Annotated in this window: 20 protein-coding genes and 1 other RNA gene; 14 read left to right on the top strand and 7 right to left on the bottom strand. The window is 61.3% G+C overall.

Features of this window, described 5'->3' with window-relative positions:
• Window positions 1-9 precede the first annotated feature (9 nt).
• Window positions 10-1,254, bottom strand: a complete 1,245-nt coding sequence (pelA, locus tag ABI_RS11445; RefSeq protein WP_006273136.1) for a pectate lyase — start codon at window positions 1,252-1,254, stop codon at window positions 10-12.
• A 128-nt stretch (window positions 1,255-1,382) separates the two neighbouring features.
• Between pelA and ffs the strand changes: the two genes are divergently transcribed.
• The 4 genes from ffs (at window position 1,383) to recR (ending at window position 4,325) form a co-directional block, all read left to right on the top strand.
• An RNA gene (ffs, locus tag ABI_RS24455) (signal recognition particle sRNA small type) lies at window positions 1,383-1,478 on the top strand.
• Between the two features lie 100 nt (window positions 1,479-1,578).
• On the top strand, window positions 1,579-3,387 hold the full coding sequence (locus ABI_RS11440) for a DNA polymerase III subunit gamma/tau (RefSeq protein ID WP_006273134.1): 1,809 nt from the start codon (window positions 1,579-1,581) through the stop codon (window positions 3,385-3,387).
• A complete protein-coding gene (locus ABI_RS11435; protein WP_374188350.1) occupies window positions 3,384-3,716 on the top strand; it encodes a YbaB/EbfC family nucleoid-associated protein in 333 nt (110 codons plus the stop codon). The genes ABI_RS11440 and ABI_RS11435 overlap by 4 nt, the downstream gene beginning before the upstream one ends.
• Window positions 3,717-3,722: 6 nt before the next feature.
• The gene (recR, locus tag ABI_RS11430) at window positions 3,723-4,325 is read left to right on the top strand and encodes a recombination mediator RecR (protein WP_006273132.1); all 603 of its coding nucleotides are present in this window, start codon (window positions 3,723-3,725) and stop codon (window positions 4,323-4,325) included.
• Here recR and ABI_RS11425 read toward each other — a convergent pair.
• Window positions 4,322-4,879, bottom strand: a complete 558-nt coding sequence (locus tag ABI_RS11425; RefSeq protein WP_006273131.1) for a VUT family protein — start codon at window positions 4,877-4,879, stop codon at window positions 4,322-4,324. The two genes, recR and ABI_RS11425, sit on opposite strands and share 4 nt — an antisense overlap.
• Before the next feature lie 107 nt (window positions 4,880-4,986).
• Between ABI_RS11425 and ABI_RS11420 the strand changes: the two genes are divergently transcribed.
• From ABI_RS11420 to truA, 4 genes are all read left to right on the top strand, one after another.
• Window positions 4,987-6,279 carry a DNA recombination protein RmuC gene (locus ABI_RS11420; RefSeq protein WP_040309173.1) on the top strand — a complete coding sequence of 431 codons (1,293 nt, stop codon included), beginning with the start codon at window positions 4,987-4,989 and terminating at the stop codon, window positions 6,277-6,279.
• Between the two features lie 346 nt (window positions 6,280-6,625).
• Window positions 6,626-7,159 (top strand): peptide deformylase, encoded by a 534-nt coding sequence (gene def, locus ABI_RS11415; protein WP_006273129.1) that lies wholly within the window; start codon window positions 6,626-6,628, stop codon window positions 7,157-7,159.
• Between the two features lie 63 nt (window positions 7,160-7,222).
• The gene (gene fmt, locus ABI_RS11410; protein ID WP_006273128.1) at window positions 7,223-8,152 is read left to right on the top strand and encodes a methionyl-tRNA formyltransferase; all 930 of its coding nucleotides are present in this window, start codon (window positions 7,223-7,225) and stop codon (window positions 8,150-8,152) included.
• Window positions 8,152-8,925 carry a tRNA pseudouridine(38-40) synthase TruA gene (gene truA, locus ABI_RS11405; protein WP_006273127.1) on the top strand — a complete coding sequence of 258 codons (774 nt, stop codon included), beginning with the start codon at window positions 8,152-8,154 and terminating at the stop codon, window positions 8,923-8,925. Before fmt ends, truA begins: the two co-directional genes overlap by 1 nt.
• Before the next feature lie 194 nt (window positions 8,926-9,119).
• Here the strand turns inward: truA and dapE are convergent, their stop codons facing one another.
• Window positions 9,120-10,271 (bottom strand): succinyl-diaminopimelate desuccinylase, encoded by a 1,152-nt coding sequence (dapE, locus tag ABI_RS11400; protein WP_006273126.1) that lies wholly within the window; start codon window positions 10,269-10,271, stop codon window positions 9,120-9,122.
• 95 nt (window positions 10,272-10,366) lie between these two features.
• On the opposite strand from dapE, the gene ABI_RS11395 reads away from it, so the two are divergent.
• Window positions 10,367-11,623: an MFS transporter gene (locus tag ABI_RS11395; RefSeq protein ID WP_006273125.1), complete on the top strand. Its 1,257-nt coding sequence runs from the start codon at window positions 10,367-10,369 to the stop codon at window positions 11,621-11,623.
• 181 nt (window positions 11,624-11,804) lie between these two features.
• Here ABI_RS11395 and ABI_RS11390 read toward each other — a convergent pair whose 3' ends face one another.
• Window positions 11,805-12,956 carry an acyltransferase family protein gene (locus ABI_RS11390; RefSeq protein WP_245531340.1) on the bottom strand — a complete coding sequence of 384 codons (1,152 nt, stop codon included), beginning with the start codon at window positions 12,954-12,956 and terminating at the stop codon, window positions 11,805-11,807.
• A gap of 258 nt (window positions 12,957-13,214) precedes the next feature.
• Between ABI_RS11390 and uvrC the strand changes: the two genes are divergently transcribed.
• Window positions 13,215-15,119: an excinuclease ABC subunit UvrC gene (gene uvrC / locus ABI_RS11385; protein ID WP_006273123.1), complete on the top strand. Its 1,905-nt coding sequence runs from the start codon at window positions 13,215-13,217 to the stop codon at window positions 15,117-15,119.
• Window positions 15,120-15,276: 157 nt separating this feature from the next.
• Here the strand turns inward: uvrC and ABI_RS11380 are convergent, their stop codons facing one another.
• From ABI_RS11380 to ABI_RS11370, 3 genes are all read right to left on the bottom strand, one after another.
• Complete coding sequence (locus ABI_RS11380) at window positions 15,277-16,104, bottom strand: slipin family protein (protein ID WP_006273122.1); 828 nt, start codon at window positions 16,102-16,104, stop codon at window positions 15,277-15,279.
• Between the two features lie 96 nt (window positions 16,105-16,200).
• Window positions 16,201-17,241 (bottom strand): GIN domain-containing protein, encoded by a 1,041-nt coding sequence (locus tag ABI_RS11375; protein ID WP_006273121.1) that lies wholly within the window; start codon window positions 17,239-17,241, stop codon window positions 16,201-16,203.
• Window positions 17,242-17,588: 347 nt separating this feature from the next.
• The gene (locus ABI_RS11370) at window positions 17,589-17,987 is read right to left on the bottom strand and encodes a YccF domain-containing protein (RefSeq protein WP_006273119.1); all 399 of its coding nucleotides are present in this window, start codon (window positions 17,985-17,987) and stop codon (window positions 17,589-17,591) included.
• 381 nt (window positions 17,988-18,368) lie between these two features.
• Between ABI_RS11370 and ABI_RS24450 the strand changes: the two genes are divergently transcribed.
• The 4 genes from ABI_RS24450 (at window position 18,369) to ABI_RS11355 (ending at window position 21,890) form a co-directional block, all read left to right on the top strand.
• Complete coding sequence (locus ABI_RS24450) at window positions 18,369-18,581, top strand: DUF4169 family protein (RefSeq protein WP_006273118.1); 213 nt, start codon at window positions 18,369-18,371, stop codon at window positions 18,579-18,581.
• A gap of 147 nt (window positions 18,582-18,728) precedes the next feature.
• Complete coding sequence (locus tag ABI_RS11365) at window positions 18,729-18,965, top strand: ribbon-helix-helix domain-containing protein (RefSeq protein ID WP_040309172.1); 237 nt, start codon at window positions 18,729-18,731, stop codon at window positions 18,963-18,965.
• A 142-nt stretch (window positions 18,966-19,107) separates the two neighbouring features.
• The gene (locus tag ABI_RS11360; RefSeq protein ID WP_040309171.1) at window positions 19,108-19,527 is read left to right on the top strand and encodes a hypothetical protein; all 420 of its coding nucleotides are present in this window, start codon (window positions 19,108-19,110) and stop codon (window positions 19,525-19,527) included.
• Window positions 19,528-19,604: 77 nt separating this feature from the next.
• Window positions 19,605-21,890, top strand: a complete 2,286-nt coding sequence (locus ABI_RS11355) for an ATP-dependent helicase (protein WP_040309170.1) — start codon at window positions 19,605-19,607, stop codon at window positions 21,888-21,890.
• Window positions 21,891-21,981 lie beyond the last annotated feature (91 nt).

Here is a 21,981-nt window from a genome sequence, read left to right as displayed (position 1 = left end):
AGTTCCAGCCTATTGCGAGTGTTTTTGACTCCATTCGGCATAAACATCCAGCGCCTTTTGCGGCGAGGTGCCGTACCAGGCATAACCATTGCGGCGTTCGACACTGATCTCGGCGACATCGTCATGGATGGTCAGGTCGCGATCACCGAAGATCGGCTGACCGGTCTCAAGGCTATAGTAGCGCGCCCACAAAGGCTTGGCATAGGCATCCTGGACCAGAGCCTTGTCGTTGCCGACCTTTACCCAAGCGACACCGGTCATGGCCTTGCTCTTTAGCCAGGCCGCTCCGGCATGGACCGACGCCACTACGGCGGACGAAGGGTTTTCAACCTGCATCAATTCCAGCAAGAGCGCCGCACTTTCGCTCGACGAAAGCGAGGCGGGCTCGAAATTGCGTGCGCCGACCGGCATCAGGGTCAGGGTATCGTGCTGCTGACCCCACGCGGTCGGCTGGCGCTCGATGCGGACCTGCGACGACAGGATCACCCCGATGGCGCGGTCCAGCGCGTCACCCGCTTGGGTGCGAATTGACGGCGGAAAAAAGGCATAGTCGCCCTGACCGCCGGCCACCGACCGCAGGACGCCGGCGATATCGCTGAGCGCATTGTCATTGAAGGTGACGGCGTCATGGTAGCCGCCTTCCAGCGGCCACACCTGGGGCCAGCCGCCGTTGGGATATTGCGACGTGAAGATATAGTTCAGGCCGGCGTAGAGGGCCGCACGATACCGGTTGCCGTCTTCGCCCGGAAACTGCGCCTGAACCCGTGCCAGGAACTGGATTTCGGTCGTGGTGGCACCATTGTCGAAGGTGCCGACATAGTGCCAGCCCTCTTCTTTGCCGGCGATCCAGCTTTCGCCTTTCTGACGCAAGGCTCCGTCGCGCGGTGCGTTCTTGCCCCAACCGCCGGCCGGAGTCTGGTAGCTGACGATGGCGTCGGCGATATGGCGCGCGTCGGTTGCGCCGTACCAGGCGGCGTCGCGGTTCAGCGGCATGGTCTTGGTGCCATCGCCGGTCTTGCCGTAGACGATATCGCTGAGACCTGTGCGTTCTACCGCCAGAATGGCCTGGTCCATCTTCATCTGGCCCTGCGATCGCGCGAGGTACTGCGTCCACGGCGCCTGCTGTTCGGGCGGCAAATCGGCAATCCGCTTCACCGTCAACGGCTGCGCCGGAACCGTCGTGCCGATGACCTTGGCTTGAGCGAAACCCGGCACAGCCAGACACAGGGCGAGCAGCAAGGCAGGGGATTTCATAGGCGTTTCTCCGGTACTTTTGGCGCGACCATGCCACCACCTCCACCCGTCCGCAACCGAAATGATACCGGTGTCATAAAATCACGCTCTCCACCTCTTGCATCCGAAGGCAAGATTGCGCATATAGGCGGTGAGGCGGCCGGGCGAAGGCCTCGCCAACCTGGTCAGGGCCGGAAGGCAGCAGCCACAACGAATTCACCTTCGGGTCGGCCGTCTCACCTTTCCCATAAAGCCTCACCTTTCCCCAAAAATCAGTCGTACCAGCGGCGCAGGAATCGCGCTTTATGAGAGACGCTTGCTTCTTTTGGCGTTATAAAATCTTCCATGTCCGACACCGCCGACCACGATGACCCCTTCGCCGCCGAGCCCATCGAGCGCGATCTGGACACCGACGATATGTTCGGGGCGTCCCTGCCGGCCGCCAAGCCGATCGAAAAATCCGAAGCCTATACGGTGCTGGCGCGTAAATACCGCCCGCGCACCTTCGAGGACCTGATCGGCCAAGAGGCCATGGTCCGTACCCTGACCAACGCCTTTTCCGCCGGCCGTATCGCCCACGCCTTCATGCTGACCGGCGTCCGCGGGGTCGGAAAGACCACGACCGCGCGCCTGCTGGCCCGGGCGCTGAACTACGAATCGGACACGGTGCAGTCTTCAGGAGGAAGAGGGGGCCCCAGCGTCGATCTGACCACCATGGGGATCCACTGCCAGGCCATCATCGACGGCCGCCATATCGACGTGCTGGAGCTTGACGCCGCCTCGCGCACCGGGGTCGACGCCATGCGCGACCTGCTGGAAAGCGTGCGCTATGCCCCGGTTGAGGCGCGCTATAAGGTCTATGTCATCGACGAAGTCCACATGCTGTCGACCGGGGCCTTCAACGCTCTGCTGAAGACGCTGGAAGAACCGCCGCCGCACGCCAAGTTCATCTTCGCCACCACCGAAATCCGCAAGGTCCCGGTGACCATCCTGTCGCGCTGCCAGCGTTTCGACCTGCGCCGGGTCGAGCCGGAAACCCTGACCCCGCACCTGGAAAAGATATGCGGCCTGGAAGGCGTGCGCATCGACGCCGACGCCGTGGCCCTGATCGCACGCGCCGCCGAAGGTTCGGTGCGTGACAGCTTGAGCCTGCTCGATCAGGCTCTGGTCCAGGGTGAAGCCGGCGAAATCGTCGGTGCCGAGGTTGTGCGCGACATGCTGGGCCTGGCCGATCGGTCGGCGACCCTGGCCTTGTTCGAAAACATCATTTCCGGCCAGATGAGCGAGGCCCTGTTGGGCTTCCGCACCCTGTATGGTTATGGCGCCGACCCGACCCAGATCATGGGCGATCTGCTAGAATACTGCCACGGCACGTCGGTCGCCAAGATCCTGGGGGCTGATGCCACGCGTATGCCCAAGGCTCAGGCCATGCGGGTGACGGCACTGGGGGCACAACTGTCCGCCGGGACTCTGTCGCGCCTGTGGACCCTGATGCTGAAGGCGTTCGAGGAACTGCGTCGCGCCCCCGATGCGCCGGCGGCTTTCGAAATGGCCCTGGTCCGGCTGTGCTATGCCGCCGACCTGCCGGGACCGGAAGTCCTGATGAAACGGCTGCAGAACGGTGAACCTCTCGTCCCGGGTCCGGGCGGCGGCGGTCCAGGTGGCGGCCAGTCTGTCTCGGGCGGTGCCGCTCAGGCCGTGCGGCCGCAGGTCCAGCAGGTGGCGCCCAAGCCGCAAACCTTCGACCAGGTCCTGACTCTGATTGCCGAACGCCGCGATATCGGTCTGCGTACTGACGTCGAACAATATGTCCGCCTGATTTCGTTCAAGCCCGGCGCCATCACCTTCGAACTGGCGCCACGGGCGCCGGCCGACCTGGTGCGGCGCCTGTCCATGCGCCTGCGCGAATGGACGGGCGAGCGTTGGCTTATCGCCACCGAAGGCGGTGGCGGCGCCGAAAGCGTTTATGAGCGCGACAAGCGTGAAAACGATGCGGCGCGGGCACGCTTGAAAGCTGACCCGTTCGTCGCCAAATTGTTGGAAACCTTCCCCGGCGCGGAGATCACGGCCGTCCGTGCCCGGCCGCAACCCGCCGTCACCGATATCACGCCGGCCGTGCCCGAAGACGAGCGCATAGACAAGGACGAAGACTGATGGATTTTGCCCAGATGATGAAGCAGGCCCAGATCGTGCAGCAGAAACTGCATGAGGCCGACGCCAAGACCAGCGAGAGCACGGCCACGGGGTCGTCCGGTGGTGGTCTGGTCACGCTGGAGCTGAAGGGCTCGGGCGAGATGACCGTGCTGAACATCGACGAAAGCCTGTTGGCGCCGGGTGAGGGCGAGGTCCTGTCCGACCTGATCCGCGCAGCCTATGGCGAAGCGCGCCGCAAGCTGGAAGAGCTGAACCGTCAGTATCTGCAGGAGGCCGCCGGCGAACTGGGGCCGTTGGGCGGCATCCCCAAAATGCCGAAGTTCTTTTAAGATATCATGGCCTTAGGTGCCGGTCCGGAAATCGAACGCCTGATGGCCCTGCTGTCCAAGCTGCCGGGCCTTGGGCCGCGTTCGGCCCGGCGCGCTGCGCTCGCCCTGTTGAAGCGGCGTGAACAACTGCTGATCCCGCTGACCGTGGCCATGCAGGACGCTGCCGATAAGGTGGTGACCTGTGGTGTCTGCGGGGCACTATCGACGCGCAACCCTTGTGCCACCTGTTCCGATCCGGCGCGTGACACGACCATGATCTGCGTTGTCGAAGAGGACAGCGCCCTTTGGGCCATGGAACGGGTCGGCGCCTTCAGCGGCCGCTATCATGTCCTGGGCGGGTTGTTGTCGGCGCTGGACGGGGTACGGCCGGAGGACCTCCGCCTCGATGGCCTGGTCGCCCGGGTGCGCGAAGGCGGCATCCACGAAATCATCATGGCGCTGCCAGCGACGGTCGAGGGTCAGACCACGGCGCACTATATCGCCGATCGCCTGAAAGGACTGCAGAACCAGGCGACCGTGACCTACCTGGCGCGCGGCGTGCCGGTCGGCGGTGACCTGGACTGGCTGGACGACGGCACCATCGCCCATGCGCTGAAGACCCGGCGTTAGAGCACGGCTCCCGAAGGCGGCGGCATGGCTTTTTCGCGACGGCGCAAGATCAGGTAGACAACCAAGACGCCGATCAGCTTCGAAATGACCGACGAAGCCAGCGACCAGATGTTGAAGATTCCAGCAATCGAGGTGCTGGCGATGGCGTAAAACACCACGGAGTCCAGTGGGGCGCTGATCGCTGTCGAAATGGCAACACGTTGCGACAGGGGCCGCCTGATAAAGGTATAGACGGCCCAGTCGACCAGTTCGCTGACGGCAAAGGCGCAGGTGCTGGCTAGTGCCACGGCCGGATCGGACGTCAGGAACGACAGTGCCAGGCCGACACCCAGGGCGCCGATAATCCAGTGATTGATTTCGCGCTGGGCAAAGTCACGCACAACAAGAACGAAGCCCGTAACAATCGCCATCGGCGTCCAGGAACCGCCGTCGGGCAAGGCGATTTGCGGAACGGCTGCGAAGCACCAGTTGATAAACGGAATTAGGAACAGGTAGAGATAGGTCCACGGCGTCTTGCCTGTGAGCACCTTGCCAGCCAACGTCCTGACGTTCATTGCCTATCCCCGAAACGTGCCTGAGCTGAGACTGTCAGCGAAAGGGTGTACGCGCAAGGGGAGAGATTGGACTGGCCAGTTTCGCGGAATCCCTCTAAGAACAATACATGAACGCACTCGACCTCATGTCTCTCGGTTTTATGGTCCTGGCCCTGGTCTTCGCCGGTGCCTGGTATTTGGCCTTTGCCGAAGGCCGCCGGCTCAGGACCCAAAAGGACGAAATGGCGGACAGCCTGCGCCGCAGCGAGGTCGAGGTGGCGCAGCTTCGCGAACGGGCGAGGGCTCTGGAAGAGGCACGCACGACCATGAGCGAGCAGTTCCAACTGGTGTCGCAGCAGGCCATGCAAGTCTCGGCGGATTCGCTGCTGAAGCGGGCGGAGGAGGCGTTTGTCGCCCGCGAAAAGCTGGCCATGGAAAAGATGAGCTCCAGCCTCAAGCCGGTCGCCGAACACCTGACACGCTTCGAGGCCCAGGTGAAGGCCATGGAAGAGGCGCGCGCCGGCGATACCGGTGGGCTGAAGCAACAGATCGCCGACCTTTTGACCGCCTCCAACGCTACCCGCGAAGTGACCCAGAAACTGGCCGGCGCCCTGCGCCGCGGCGCCGGGGTTCAGGGCCGTTGGGGCGAAGAGGTTTTACGTAACGTGTTGCAGGCGGCGGGGCTGTCGTCGCGCTACGACTTTATCGAACAACAGAATCTGGACGGCGACGAAGGCCGGCGGCGTCCTGACGTGGTGGTCAAGCTGCCGGGCAATTCGGCCGAGGCTGTGTTTGTCATCGACTCCAAAGTCAATCTGACCGCCTATCTCGAAGCTGCCGAAGCCACGGATGAGGCGACGCGGGATCTGCATCTGAAGCGCCACGCCCAGGCTTTGCGCGCTCACGTCCGCGACCTGTCGGCGAAGGCCTATTGGGATCAGTTCAAGGACCAGGTTTCGCCGGATTTCGTGGTGATGTTTATTCCGGGCGACGGTCTTCTGTCGACGGCGCTGGACCATGAGCCCAACCTGATGACCGAGGCGATGGACCGAAAGGTGATCATCGTCACCCCGACGACGCTGTTTGCCCTGTGCAAGGCGGTGGCCTACGGCTGGCGGGTTGAAGACCAGATGAAAAACGCCAACCAGATAGCCGATCTTGGGCGTGAACTGTATGCCCGCCTGTCGGTGATGGGCGGCCATGTCGGCGACCTGGGTTCATCCCTGTCGCGCGCGGTCGACAAGTACAATGCGTTCGTTGGGTCGCTGGAAACCAAGGTGCTGACCCAGGCGCGTCGGTTCGAGGATCTGCAGGTGGAACATCAGGGCAAGTCGATCCCCGACCTGCCGTCGATCGAAACCCAACCGCGCGCCGCGACCAAGCTCCAGGCCCTTTCGCCGGCCGAGGACGAGACGGTCTAAGGGTTTTGAACTACGGATGGACACGGATAAACATGGATTTCCGGTCAAGCCTGATACAATTGCGCAGCGGAAGCATCTGGGGGATTCAAACCGCGAATGGACGCGAATGAACGCGAATAGAGGGAGCGCCATGCGCGCTCAAAAAAAAAATCTGAGACACTCCACGGTTTGAAATCACCATGGATATTCGCGTTCATTCGCGTCCATTCGCGGTTCCAAATCAACTTAGACGCCGCTGCGCGGCAGGGGCAGACTAAACCGGAAATCCGTGTTCATCCGTGTCCATCCGTGGTTCAAAGCTCTTGTATATCTTGATTGTTCCGGGGCAAACGACTACATCTGCGACATGGCTATTCGTGAAATTCTGACTGTACCCCACCCCGTCCTGAAACAGGTGTCCAAGCCCGTCGACAAGGTCGACGACGATCTGCGCCGCCTGATGGATGACATGCTGGAAACCATGTATGACGCGCCGGGCATTGGCCTGGCGGCTGTCCAGATCGGTGAGCCGATCCGCGTCATCGTCATGGATTTGCAGGAGAAACCCGAAGGCGCCGAGCCCGATGCCGAAGGCGTCAAGAAGCCGCGCTACTTCGTCAATCCCGAGATTATCTGGAGGTCCGAGGAGGTGGCGCCGTACGAAGAAGGCTGCCTCAGCGTGCCGGAAATCTACGATGAGGTCCTGCGCCCGTCCAAGGTGAAGCTGAAATATCTCGACTACAACGGTAACGCCGTCGAAGAAGACGCCGACGGCCTGTTCGCCGTCTGTATCCAGCATGAGATGGACCACCTGGAAGGTACGCTGTTCATCGATCATCTGTCGAAGCTCAAGCGTGACCGCGCGATTACGAAAGTGAAGAAGCTTACCCGCGCCGCCTAAAGGCTTGCTCCACATAGCATTTGTGATTAGACCTCGCGGCGAAACCGTCGCGAGGTCTTTTTCATGCGTCTGGCCTTTATGGGCACCCCCGAATTCGCCGTGAAGGCCCTGGCCGAACTGGTCGCGGCCGGTCACGACATCGTCTGCGTCTACTCCCAGCCGCCAGCGCCGAAAGGCCGTGGCCAGGTGCTGAGCCCGTCGCCGGTCCATGCCTTCGCCGCCTCCCTGGGCCTGCCCGTGCGCACGCCCAAATCGATGAAGGATGCCGACGCCATTGCCGAGTTCCAGGCGCTGGACATCGATGCCTGTATCGTCGTTGCCTATGGCCAGATCCTGAAAAAGGCCGTGCTAGACCACCCACCTCTGGGTTGTTTCAATCTCCACGCCTCGCTGCTGCCGCGCTGGCGTGGCGCGGCCCCCATCCAACGCGCTATCATGGCCGGCGACAGCCATACCGGTGTCGAAGTCATGCGCATGTCGGAAGGCCTGGACGAGGGGGCGATCATCCTGTCGGGCCGGGTCGAAATCACCGACGAGGACACCGCCCAGTCCCTCCATGACAAACTGGCGACCCTTGGCGCCTCCCTGCTGCCGGTGGCCCTGGCAGCGATCGAACGCGGTGGTGCCAACGAACAGGAACAGTCTGGCGAGGTCACCTATGCCCGCAAGATCACGCCGGAGGAGGCGCGCATCGACTGGGACCGGCCGGCGCGCGAACTCGACTGGCATATCCGCGGCCTGTCGCCATTCCCCGGTGCGTGGACGACCATGGCGACCGGCAAGGGCGAAGTCCGAGTCAAGGTGCTGATGTCGCGCCTGAGCGACGAACACTCCGGCGAGACGCCCGGCACCCTGCTGCTGGGCGGGCTCAAGGTGGCGACCGGCGACGGTGTCATCCAGATCTTGCGGCTGCAGCGCGAAGGCAAGGCTGCGCAAGACGCCTTGGACTTTCTCAACGGCACCGACCTGCAGCCGGGCGACCGGTTCATCTGATGCCGCGCTATCGCTGCCTGATCGAATATGATGGCCGCCCCTATAAGGGCTTCCAGGCCCAGGGCGACCATCCGACCGTCCAGGCATCACTTGAGCGTGCCATCCTGGGCTTTTCGGGTGAAGCTCTGCGCATCACGGCGGCTGGCCGGACCGATACAGGCGTGCATGCGACGGGGCAGGTGGTCAGCTTCGACCTCAGCAAAGCGTTCAAGGCCGATACGGTACGCGACGCGATGAATGCTTTCCTGGCGCGCGAGCCGGTGTCGGTCCTTGCGGCCGAACAGGTCGATGATGAGTTCTCGGCGCGGTTTTCGGCAACGGGGCGGATGTATCTCTATCGCATCCTCACCCGACGGGCCCCACCGGCCTTGGATATGGGCCGGGTTTGGCATGTCAAGAAGCCGCTGGATGCCGAGGTGATGGCGCAGGCGGCGAAAGCTTTGGTCGGCACGCATGATTTTACGACCTTCCGCCACGTTGAATGCCAGGCGAAATCCCCGGTCAAGACTTTGGATATCGCGCGGGTGAAGCGCTTCGGTGACGAAATCCATCTGGTCTTCGCGGCACGATCCTTCCTGCATCGCCAAGTGCGGTCGATGACGGGGACATTGGTAGAAGCCGGTATCGGCCGTTGGGATATCGCGGATGTGGCGGAGGCTCTGGCGGCCAAAGACCGCGCCGCCTGCGGCCAAGTCGCCCCGCCGGAAGGGCTGTATCTGACGCATGTCACCTATGAGGCGGAGCCCGATTTCGGCACCTACAGCTCGATCTGAACGTGCGCAAAAAGGGTTGTCCACAGATAAGCCAGATAAGCCAGATGGACAGCGCAGACGGTTGAAATCGCGGATCAACCAACGGAAAAATGACGAGCAAAGCTCGTCGAAACTTCATACATTTCAACAAGCTATGGTTCGGAAGCGCTGTCCATCTGGCTTATCTGGCTTATCTGTGGACAACCTTATTGCTGTCAGAATCTCCTGAAATAGGCTTCAATCAAAGCCGCATACACGTCCGTCAAAGCCTGTAGTTCCGTCACCGGGACGCACTCATTGATCTGGTGCATGGTCTGGCCGACCAGGCCGAATTCGACCACCGGACACAGCGCCCGGATAAACCGCGCGTCCGAGGTTCCGCCCGTGGTTGAACGATCCGTCTCGATGCCGAATTGCGCCTGGATGACCTCGGCGATCAGGTCGACAAAGGGGCCGGGCTCGGTCAGGAAGGCCTCGCCCGAAATGCTGACCCGGACATCGATCTTGGCACCCGACCGCGCGGCATGGTCCACCGCCAGCCCCTCGAACCATGCTTTCAACTCAGCCCCGGTATGTGTGGGGTTGAAGCGGATATTGACCCGTGCCATCGCAGACTGCGGGATGACATTTGTCGCTGTATTGCCGGTATCGATCGTGGTAATTTCCAGGTTCGACGGCGGAAAGCCCTCATAACCATCATCCAGGACGCGCGCCTTTAACGCCGCCACCAGGTCGACCAGAACGGGCAGGGGGTTCAGAGCGCGCTGTGGATAGGCGACATGGCCCTGCTTGCCCGTGACGGTGAAGGTGGCGTTGATCGAGCCCCTCCGGCCGACCTTGATCATGTCACCCAACTGCGCCGAGGAAGACGGCTCGCCGACGATGCAGTGATCGATGACCTCACCGCGTTCACGCAGCCATTCGACCACCCGGATCGTGCCGTCGCTGGCTTCGCCTTCCTCGTCGCCTGTGATCAGGAACGAAAGGGACCCTGGGACGTCGACCCGCGACACAGCCGCGATCCAGGCGGCAATGCCGCCCTTCATATCTACGGCGCCGCGGCCGATCACCAGGCCATCGTGGATTTCAGCGCCGAACGGATCGTACCGCCACAACGACCGCACGCCGCCCGGCACAACATCGGTATGGCCGGCGAAACACAGGTTTGGCCCAGTGGTGCCGCGGCGGGCATAGAGGTTTTCGATTTGACCGAATTTCAGCCGCTCACAGGCAAAGCCCAGGCCTTCCAGGACCCGCTGGACCACATCCATGGCGCCGGCATCGGCCGGCGTGACCGACTCGCGGCGGATCAGGTTCTGGGTCAGGACAACAGGGTCAATTGGCGTGGATTTTACGGTGTTCGGCATGGCGGTGGATGTAAGACTCAAATAGGGTGCCCGCAACTCATTTGTGTGCAAAGGCTGTTGCCGTGACGCCAGAGACTCCACGCGAGACCCCCAACGTGCCTGATGCCGATCAGGATCAGCGCCACCCGCTCCAGATCCCCGATTTCCGCGCCTTCTGGCTGTCGCGCCTGTGCGGTGTGTTGGGGACATCGGCGCAAAGCGCGGCCATAGGCTGGCAGGTTTACGACATCGCCCGTCAGACCTCCAACGTGCTGGAATCGGCGCTGTATGTCGGCCTCATCGGCCTGGCGCAGTTCATTACCCTGTTCGCCTTCACCATCCCGGCTGGCATCATTGCGGACCGCTATGATCGCAAGAAGATCATCTCTATCGTCCTGGTCGGGCAAATGCTGCTGTCGCTGGGGTTCCTGGCCTATTCGTTTCTGCCGGCGGCGCCGTTCTGGGGCTTTTTTGCCCTCAGCGCCGTCCTGGGCGCTTTCCGCGCCTTCAGCGCGCCGGCCAGTTCGGCCATCGGCCCGATGCTGGTGCCCAAGTTCGTGCTGCCCAAGGCGATTGCCGTCAACTCCATGGCCTTTCAGACCGGCCTGATCGTCGGCCCGGCCCTCGGCGGCGTGCTGATCGGATTTTCGACCCATTTTGCCTATGGTTTTTGTGCCGTCCTGCTGGTCGTCGCGTCGGTCCTGGTGTTCACGATCAAGGCGAAGACGGCGCCGGAACCGTCCACCACCTCCAAGACCCAGATGGTGAAGGAGGGATGGAACTATATCTGGACCAACAAGCTGATCCTGGGCGCGATTTCGCTGGACCTGTTCGCCGTGCTGCTGGGCGGTGCGACGGCGTTGATGCCGGTGTTTGTCCGCGACGTCATCGTTGCCGATACCCTGCTGCCGGCGGCAATTGCCTTTGGTCTGTTGCGGGCGTCGCCGGCGATTGGTGCGCTGATCATGTCCTTCTACCTGTCGCTTCGGCCCTTGCGCCGTCATGCCGGGCCGTGGATGTACGGCGGTGTGGCCATCTTCGGCGTGGCGACGATCGTCTTCGGCCGGTCGACCAATGTCTGGCTGTCGATCTTCGCCATGACCGTGCTGGGCGCGGCCGACATGATCAGCGTCTATGTCCGCGGTACCCTGGTCCAGATTGTGACGCCCGACCATATGCGCGGTCGGGTGGCGTCGGTGTCCTACCTGTTTATCGGGGCGTCGAACGAGTTGGGCGAATTTGAAAGCGGCGTGGCAGCGCGCATACTAGGCCCGGTCGGTGCGGCCCTGTTCGGCGGCATCGGTTCTCTGATTGTGACGGGCGCCTGGATCAAGCTGTTCCCGACGCTGTACAAGGCTGATAAGCTAGAATAGATGCCTGTCTCGAAAGCGCCGCGTAGCGGCCATTTACGCGAAGTGGGTCCACAGATTACACAGATTAAGCGCGCAAGCGCGCTGATTATTCTTGGCGCGAAGCGCCGTTCTTAATCTCTCTTAATCTGTGTAATCTGTGGACCCACTTCGCGAAGACTGCCGCAGTAACCGGCGCGAGGGTTTACTCCGCTGGCGTCAGGACTTCGCGCGGCTTCGAGGCCGGCGGGTTCTTGATCAGGCGACGGAACCATGTCCGTGAGGGCTTTTCGAACTGGTAATGGCTCAGCGCTGCCAGGGCAATCGATACGGTCACCGACACGATGACCCAGCCCCACTTCGGCAGGGCGCCGCTGAGGCCCCAGCCCGGAAAGGACTGGAAGATGATCTTCTGGACGATGTCGTGGATCAGATACAGGGCATAGGAAATGCCGCCCAGCCAATAGACCCAGCGCACCTGCATCAGCCGCGCCACCCATCCGGTGTCGTGGCTGAGCGCCATAATCAGCACGCCAAAGACGCCGACCAGGATCAGGTCCGACCCCTTCATAGAGAGCAGGAGCAACGCCAGAAGGAACAGAACGCCGGCGGCGCGCGCCGGGATCAGGTCCTTGAACCGCCAGGCGACGAGGCCGATGTAGAACGACGCCAGGCAGCGCAGGGTCGTGCCAAGGGCGTAGGAGCTGACGATATCCAGGGGGCCGTGGCGGCCGCGCAGCGGCGTTTCGGCAATCCAGTGCGGGCCGTAGGCAATGGCGCCCAACACAGCAAAGCTGGCCAGCAGGCCCAGCACGGTCCAGCGTCGCGACACCTTCAGCGCCAGCCAGACACCGGGAGGGAACAGCAGATAGGCGGCCCATTCCGCCGAAATCGACCATGCTTGGGGCACGATCGAGTTGGACAGGCCCCACACCTGGGTGAGGGTAAAGTTCGGCAGAAGGGCCAGAGGCAGGTCTTCGAAGCGGTAGGTCGGCGCCAGGACGGTGACGATTAGGATTGCGGTCAGCACCGTCATCAGGGCGAACAACGGATAGATCCGCACCAGGCGTAGTACCAGGAAGTGCTTGAACTTCTTGAAGCAGAAGCCGTCTTCGAACATGTGGGCATAGGTCATCGCCATGACGAACCCGCTTAGAATGAAGAACAGGTCGACCGCCATATAGCCGTGATGGATGAACGGCCGCACCGGATCAGGGAACTTCCAGAACCCGTTGGCGTGGAAGATCACCACGTACAGAGCCGCCAGGCCGCGCAGGCCGGTGAGCGAACGGATCTCGGCCGGGGACGATCCCGGCGCCGCGGCGGTCAATGCCGCAGCGAAAGATCCTGAAGCCACCTTCAGACTCTGGAAAACGGACGATACAAAACGCATATGCTGTGGATACTAAAAACGGCGATTTTCGCAAGTGCAATATCACGCGCCCGTGAACAGAAATTGTTACACTGTATGCGCTCACGCGCCGCGCGGGCTCGCACAAACGTGCGCGGCTGGCCAAGAAGCTATCTGATGCCCTTGCCAAATCAGGGTAGAATCCTGATTTAGAGTTATGCGCCGCTGTCGTCTATTGGCAGAAGACAGAGTAGAAGTTGAGTCGTGGACCATCCAGAAATCACCATCGCTACGCCGGACAGTCCGGCGCCGGAAGAACCGCTGAAGGGCGCGGAGCTGATCCGGCGTGAAGCGGCCCTGGCGCCTGACAAGCCGGGCGTCTACCGCATGCTCGGCGACGACGGCGAGGTCCTGTACGTCGGCAAGGCCAAGTCGCTCAAAAAGCGCGTGCTGCAGTATGCGCAAGGTCGGTTCCATACCCAGCGCATCGCCCGCATGGTCGCCCTGACGCGTGAAATGGTGCTGATCCGCACTGACACCGAAGGCGAGGCTCTGCTGCTGGAGGCGCGGCTGATCAAGGCCTTAAAGCCGCGCTACAATGTGCTGCTGCGCGACGACAAGATGTTTGCCGAGATCCTGGTGCGCAAGGATCACGAAGCGCCACAGGTCACCAAACATCGCGGCGCCCATTCCATTCCGGGCGACTATTTCGGCCCCTTCGCCTCGACCTTTGCCGTCAACAATACCCTGGATACGCTGCAGAAAGCCTTCCTGTTACGCACCTGCACGGACAGTGTTTACGCGTCGCGCACCCGGCCGTGCATGCTGCACCAGATCAAGCGGTGCAGTGCGCCGTGCACCGGCGTCATCTCGCTGCCGGACTACAATGCCTTGGCCAGCCAGGCTCATGATTTCCTGCGGGGCAAGAGCCGCAAGGTCATCGAGCGCATGAGCGCCGAGATGATGCAGGCTTCCGACGAGATGGACTTCGAGCGTGCCGCCCATCTGCGTGACCGAGTGCGGGCGTTGAATCACGTCGCCATGTCGACCTCGGTGGATCTGAACGAGGAAGAGGCCGATGTCTTTTCGGTGTTTGCCCAAGGCGGTGGCGCCTGCGTGCAGGTGGTGTTCTACCGCGCCGGCCAAAATTGGGGCGACCGCGCCTACTTCCCGCGGGTCGATAGCGAAGATACCGAAGGCGCCATCCTCGATGCCTTCTTGGGGCAATTTTATCAGGACCGCCAGGTGCCGCGCCTGATCCTGGTGTCCCACGATCTCAACGAGCCGGACCTGATGATGGAGGCGCTCAGCCTGAAAGCCGGACGCAAAGTTCAGATCACCCGGCCGATGCGCGGTGGCAAGTGCGAGATCGTCCAGCATGCTTTGAACAACGCCAAGGCGGCACTGGGGCGGCGGCTGGCCGAGCATTCGGCCCAGTCGAAGCTGTTGCAGGGCGTGGCCGAGGCGTTTGGCCTGGACGCCCCCCCGATCCGCATCGAGGTCTACGACAACTCACACCTGGGCGGCACCCATGCGGTCGGCGGCATGGTGGTCGCCGGGCCGGAAGGCTTCATGAAAGGGCAGTACCGCAAGTTCACCATCCGGGATCTCGATACCAAGCCGGGCGACGACTACGCCATGATGGCCGAGGTCTTCCGGCGCCGTTTCATGCGGCTAATCAAGGAAAAGGACGTGCCCGAAGGTGAGAAAGCCTTCGGCAAACCGGATTTGGTCCTGGTCGACGGCGGCCAGGGGCAACTGGACGCTGTTCTCGGCGTGATGGCGGAACTGGCGATGGAGGATATCCGCATCGTAGGTGTCGCCAAGGGACCCGATCGTGATGCGGGTCTTGAGCGCTTCTTCATGCCTGGACGCTTACCGTTCATGATGGAGCCGAAATCGCCGGTCCTGTATTACCTGCAACGGCTGCGCGATGAGGCCCACCGCTATGCCATCGGCGCCAACCGGCACAAGCGCGACAAGGCGATCTCACAGAATCCGCTGGACGATATTGACGGCATCGGCGCGCGGAGAAAGCGAGCGCTGTTGGCGGCCTTCGGTTCCGGCCGCGAGGTCGCGAGTGCACGGGTCGAGGAGTTGCAAAAAGTCGAAGGCATTTCCGCGGCCTTGGCGCAGAAGATCTACGACTTCTTCCATGGCGAAGGGTAGAAGGGGATCCACAGATTACACAGATTAGACGGGATTAAGAACGGCGCTTCGCGCCAATTAAAATCAGCGCGCTTGCGCGCCTAATCTGTGTAATCTGTGGACCACTTAGCGAACGAAGCCGCCTCGCGGACGCCTTACAACTTAATCTCGATCGCTCTTAGGTCTTGTTCTTGACCATGTCGATCAGACCGCTTGCCGCCTGAGTCATTTCCATCGGCAGGGCCAGAACGATCGTCGTGTTCTGCTCGGAGCCGATTTCGCTAAGGGTCTGCAAACGCCGCAGCTCCAGCGCCGCCGGGGCGCTCTGAATCATCTTGGCGGCCGCCACCAGGGTTTCCGCCGCCGCCGCTTCGCCCTGGGCCTTGATCAGTCGGGCCTTGGCTTCGCGAGTTGCTTCGGCTTCACGGGCCAGGGCGCGCTGCATCTGTTCCGGAATGTCGAGGTCGCGCATTTCGACGGTGTCGATATCTACGCCCCATTTGGACGCCGACCGTTCCAGCATGTCCATCAGCTTGGCATTGACCATCTCGCGATGCTTCAGCAATTCGTCGAGACCGTGCTGGCCGATGGTGTCACGCAGCGCCGTTTCCGATGCCTGCAACACGGCCATATAGGGATCGAACACGGCGTTCAGCGCCTTGGCTGGATCGATGACCTTGTACCACACCACGGCATTGACGCGGACCGCCACGCCATCGCGGCTGAGGGTTTCCTGGGTTTCCAGCTTGACCGTCAGGATGCGGACGTCGACCCGTTTGACGTATTCGATGAAGGGGATGATCCAGTACAGACCCGGACCGCGCGTCGAGGCATAGCGGCCCAGGAAATAGACGACGCCGCGTTCCCATTCCTGATTGATTTTCAACCCCATGGCGACGAAGACGATCAACAGGACCAGGACTGGCACCGACAGGGCGCCCAAGGCAGCCCACACACCGCCGATGCCACCACCGATGGCATTGAATACGGAAATCACCTGATCCATGAAAGCCCCCTTACAGCCGTTTTCGCGGCCACCGACGGAAGACTACACTGCCGTTAACCATTTGCCAACGGCAAACGGCAGGCAGGCGTGGTGGATTTACTGGCCGATGTACATTTCGCCTGAGCCATTCACCTTCGTGATGACGGGGCCGGTGGCTTTCATGATGCTGATGTCGCCCGGACCGTTGGCGTCGATATTGACCGTGCCGGCAATGCCGCCGAAGGCAACATCGCCCGAGCCCGAACCCTTCATGACAAAGCCCGGAATATGGCCACCGGCAATGTCGACATCACCGGACCCGGCCAGGCTGAGCGAGACAGGTCCGGCTATCTTTTGTACCGACACGTCGCTGGAACCGTTGTTGACCAGGGTCAGGCCGTTCATCACATTGCCCAGCGTCAGGTCACCCGAACCGTTCATCTTGGCCTTGACCGAGCGCGCATTCAGCACCTCTACATCGCCCGAGCCCTGGTTGAAAATCTCGACGTCCTGGCTGTTGTGCGCCGAGAACCCACCCGACCCCGTCTGGGTCAGCTTCAGCTTGCGCACCGACTGAACGTTGATATCGCCCGAGCCCATATTGTCGATAATGGAGTCACCAGCGGTCGAGACGCTGATGTCGCCGGCGCCGCTGTTGATGATGTTGAGCGGTCCGGAGACAGGCTCGACCGTCCAACTGCCGGCGCCGCTCATGATCATGTCCAGACTGCGGCTGGGCTTGACATGACCGACCGTCAGGGCGGCGTCCTTGACCACGGCGTTGTTGGGCACGCGCACGAAGATCAGCGGCAGGTCGTCGAATCTTACCTTGCCCAGGCCGGCGATGGCCACCTGACCATTGGCCAGGTCATCCTCGTTGAAGTGAAGGTTCATCTTGCTCTTGCCGCCCGACAGATGGCCGTTCAGCACGGTCACATTGCCGCGCTGGGAGATCATCAGGGTCGGTACCTTGGCCTTGCCGTAGCGAACCTTGATGTCGATGTCGCTGCGATCCTCGGGCGTGACCACGACGCGGGCGGCCAGGTCGCGCAGTTCAATCTGCGGGCCGTCGGAAATCAGGCGCATCTGGGCCACGGCATCCGTGGCCAAGGTGATGGCGACGATACTGGCGGCGAACGTGATCAGGGACTTACGCATAGGGATACTCCGAAACTTCCTTGTAAAGTGGCCCTTGGCCGCAACGAAATCAAATTAAAAGGGAGTCATCTTTGCTGCTCTAGCGCCGCGGGGCTCGCTTTCATCGCTCAGGCGCCGCGAGGCTCGCCGCAGGGGCGGCGGCATGCCGTCGCATGCTGGGGATTTCGGCGCTGGGGACGCCGAAATCTTTGTCTGTGCGGCACTCCGGCGCCGCGAGGCTCGTTTTCGTCGCTCAAGCGACGCGAGGCTGGGTAGGGGCGGCGGCATGCCGTCGCATGCTGGGGATTTCGGCGCTGGGACGCAGAAATCCTTGTTTCGACAGCGGGCGCTCATTGGGAGCGACAGTGCTATGGCTTGTCGACGATCTTCTTGCCGATAGGGGCCAGAGCTAGGGCGGCCAATTGCACGTCCTTGAAGGCGAACGGGATGCCGATAATCGTAACGGCCTCGGCGATCGCGATGAGGATATGGCTCAGCGCGATGTACCAGCCGGCAAAAATAAACCAGATGATGTTGAGGCCGACACCCAGGCAACCCGTGCCGATATCGGGCTGGCCATCGTACTCGGAGCGGTCGACAATCTCGCGTCCAAAGGGCCAGAAAACGAATCCGGCGATTCGCCATGCGGCAAAGGTCCAGGGGAGCCCAACGATGGTCAGGGCCAGGATGGCGCCCCCCAAAAGCCACAGGCAGCCGGATATGAAACCGCCGAAAATCAGCCAGAGAATGTTGAGAATAAAAGTCATAAGATGTCACCCGTTTCAGATGACACCGGATTATAGACACCTTGTGATGGGCTTCACCTTAATTTTCATTTATTTCCATCCTATCCAAAAACCGCAGATGTCCGGAACGTCTCGTTCCTGTCCGGGCTACACTCAAGGCTGGACGCGGAAAAAGATAAGGTATATACTTGCCTGACAACTATCGTTCGTAACGATGGCGGTATTGGTTGCTTACAGGCGGGCGGGGCGGCCCAGTCGAAACATGAAAACGCAAGTAGGCTCTACTTGCATTTGCGAGGCGTTATCTCAAGCGCCCGTCTATACGCCCCCTGCGTCTTCACGTCAAAAATCGCGCTGACCCGTGCGCCGGGCAGCGCAGAATCGGCTCGGAAGGAGACCTAATTGACGGACATTATCAATCTCAATAAGGCGCGAAAAGCCAAGCTAAAACAAAGCAAAACGAAACAGGCGGCTGAAAATCGCATTCGTTTCGGCACTTCCGTCAAAGCGCGCGAAGCGGCCAGCCGGGAACGTGAGCGGCAAATGGCACAGGTTGACGGTCATCGTCTTGCGACAACTGTTGAAAATCAAAAACCTGTTGACGGGGAACAATAAAAAACCCCAGATTAACTTTCGAGGAGGGGGTGTGGTCTAATATTACCACAAGCTTGCGTAAGTACACGGGTTACAGTTGCGTATAGAGACGGCCAAAACCGGCGCACACTGCAAAAGCGGGTCATCAACGATCCGGAGGAAAAATAAATGCCTGGCCTAAAGAAACGATCGGTCAACCTTGCTGGACATGCCACATCGGTTGCCCTTGAACCCGAGTTCTGGGTGGTGCTGGAGAACATCGCCAAAGAACGTCGAATCAGCCTCGCGGCCCTGATTGCGGAGCTTGATTCGAAACGTGGAGAAAGCCTTCTGGCCTCCTTCTGCCGTCTGTCCGCCCTGGCCTTTGTCCAGGGACGTGCCACGATCAAGCGCAAGAAGGTCTGAGTAACAGTATTTCCGGGGAATTTTGCGGCCCAAATCATAACAATGTTATGTCCGGGCCGGGTAATTGGTACGCGTGCCCTATCTCGGCCATGATTTTCACCATTCTGGTGGAAACCATAGACTATTGCCCAGAGATATCGTCATGACCCTCCCGCGATCCTGTTCGTTTTTGCCGGTACTCGGACTGGCGGCGCTGTTCCTCGGCGCCTGTCAGACGACACCGGCGGTCGGCGGTCAGGGCGACATTGACGCCCTGACCCTGGCTATCCGTGACGCCGCTCCGGCGCAAGGCGAGAGCATCGGCCTGATTCCGCCGCTGCGTACCGGTGCGCCCAAGGCAGATGTCGAGCGTCAGTTAAACGCGGCCGGCTATCGTCTGTTCAATACCGGCATCGTTGCGCCGCGGCCGGGTGAACCTTCCCTGGGCGTATATGGCAAAACCATGGGCAAGGGCTTTCAGATCGATCCCTGCCAGGTGCGCTATAACATCACCGTTCATTTCGACGCATCCGACCGTCTGCACTCGGCAGAAGGGTCATGGATGGATGCGGGCTGCCAATAGAAGGTGCGTGTGAAGGCTTCTGCGGATATCACGGAATCGGGGTTGGACTTGGCGGCGGCAGTTGCTAAATTGTTCTGATGGAATCTGTCACTACCCGCATCAGCGAACTCGCCGCCGTCAGGCCTCCCGAACGCCCGGAGCTGTTTTCCGGCCTGAACCCCGAACAGGACGCCGCCATCCGTGCCACGGAAGGCCCCGTTCTGGTCCTGGCTGGCGCCGGAACGGGCAAGACGCGCGTGCTGACCACCCGAATCGCCCATATCCTGCAGACCGGCTTGGCCCGGCCGTGGGAGATCCTCTGCGTCACCTTCACCAACAAAGCGGCGCGCGAAATGCGCGAACGTACCGAACGTCTGATCGGGCCGTCTGCCGAAGGCCTGTCGAATCTCGGCACCTTCCACTCGATCGCCGCGCAGATCCTGCGTCGCCACGCCGAACTGGTGGGTTTGAAGTCGAGTTTCACCATTCTGGACGACGACGACCAGGTGCGGTTGATTAAGGGCATCTTCGAAGGGGAGAACATCGACCAAAAGCGCTGGACGCCGAAATCCTTCGCCTGGCATTTGGACCAGTGGAAAAACAAAGGCCTGTCGCCGGACAAGGTGAAGGGGGACGGGACGGAGTTTGCCGGCAATCGCGGCCAGAAGCTGTATCAGATGTACCAGGACCGGCTGCGCATCCTGAACGCCTGCGACTTCGGTGATCTGCTGCTGCACAACCTGACCATCCTGACGCAGCACCAGGACGTTCTGGAGCACTATCACAAGCGCTTCAAATACGTCCTGGTCGACGAGTATCAGGACACCAACGTCGCCCAATATCTTTGGCTGCGTCTGCTGACCAACGCCAATCGCAACCTGTGCTGCGTCGGTGACGACGACCAGTCGATCTATGGATGGCGGGGTGCCGAGGTCGACAACATCCTGAAGTTTGAGCGCGACTACCCTGGCGCCAAGGTTATCCGGCTGGAGCGCAACTACCGTTCGACCCAGCATATTCTGGGCGCCGCGTCGGGCCTTATCAAGGCCAATTCGGCGCGTTTGGGCAAGACGCTGTTCACCGAACAGAAGGGGGGCGACAAGGTTCGCGTCAACGGTATCTGGGACGGCGCTGCCGAGGCCCAGTTCATCGCCGAAGATATGGAGAAGCTCAAGAAGTCCGGCCGTAACTGGGCGGATATGGCCATCCTGGTGCGGGCCTCGTTCCAGATGCGGGCCTTCGAAGAGCGCTTCGTCATGCTGCAGATACCGTACATCGTCGTTGGCGGACCGCGCTTCTTCGAACGGGCGGAAATACGTGACGCCATCGCCTATATGCGCCTGATCCAGTCACCGGACGACGACCTGGCCTTTGAACGCATCATCAACGTCCCAAAGCGTGGCATTGGCGACGCGACGGTGCAGAAACTGCTGCAGCAAGCGCGTCTCTCCGGCCAGAGCGTGATGACGGCCGTGCGCGACCTGATCCAGACGGATGAGTTGCCGGGCCGGTCCAAGACGCCGCTGATCGCCTTTATGCGCGACTACGACCGCTGGGCCGGCTTGGCAAAGGAGAGCCGGGCGGAAGTCGTGCTGGACACCATCCTGACTGACAGCGGTTATTACGACATGCAGCGCGCCGACAAGACCTCGGGACAGACGCGGTTGGACAACCTGAAGGAACTGGGCGACTCGATGGCTGCCTTCGACAATCTCGAAGCCTTCCTGGAGCATGTCGCCCTGGTGATGGATCTGGAGCGCGACAATGGCGCCAACAGCGTGCGGTTGATGACCCTGCACGCCGCCAAGGGACTGGAATTCCCGATCGTCTATCTGCCGGGCTGGGAGGAGGGCATCTTCCCCTCGCAGCGCTCTATGGACGAGGGTGGCTTGAAGTCCCTCGAAGAAGAGCGTCGGCTGGCCTATGTCGGCCTGACCCGGGCGCGCGAGCAGGCCAAGGTGAGCTTCGTCGCCAACCGCCAGGTCTATGGCCGCTGGACCAGCCAGATTCCGTCGCGCTTCGTCGACGAGTTGCCGATCGAGCATGTCGAGGCGGCTTCCCAGACGGGCTATGGCAATGCCGGATGGACGTCGCAGGAATCGCGCTGGGACCGGGCAGGCTATCAACCGAACCATACCAAGCGCGAGCGTGATAACAGTCAGCCCGGCGGTGTCGACATGTCACGCCTGGAGCGCAAGCCGGTGCCGCACCGTCAGCCGGTGGCCGCCAAGCCGGACGCCAAGAATTTGAAGGTCGGCGAGCGGGTCTTCCACGTCAAGTTCGGCTACGGCCAGGTGACCGAGGTGGAGGGCAATAAACTGCTGGTGGATTTCGAGACCAGTGGCGAAAAGAAGGTCATCGACAGTTTCGTAGATCGGGCATGATGATGAAGACAGCGGCAAAGCCTCTTGCCAAAAAGTGGATTGCCACTTTTTGGGTAGACATGAGGCGTCTAAAAAACTTAGGGCAACGTCG

Source organism: Asticcacaulis biprosthecium C19, from assembly GCF_000204015.1.
Lineage (GTDB): Bacteria > Pseudomonadota > Alphaproteobacteria > Caulobacterales > Caulobacteraceae > Asticcacaulis > Asticcacaulis biprosthecius.
The sequence above is the reverse complement of the archived record's forward strand: the minus strand, read 5'-3'. Positions and strand labels throughout refer to the sequence as shown.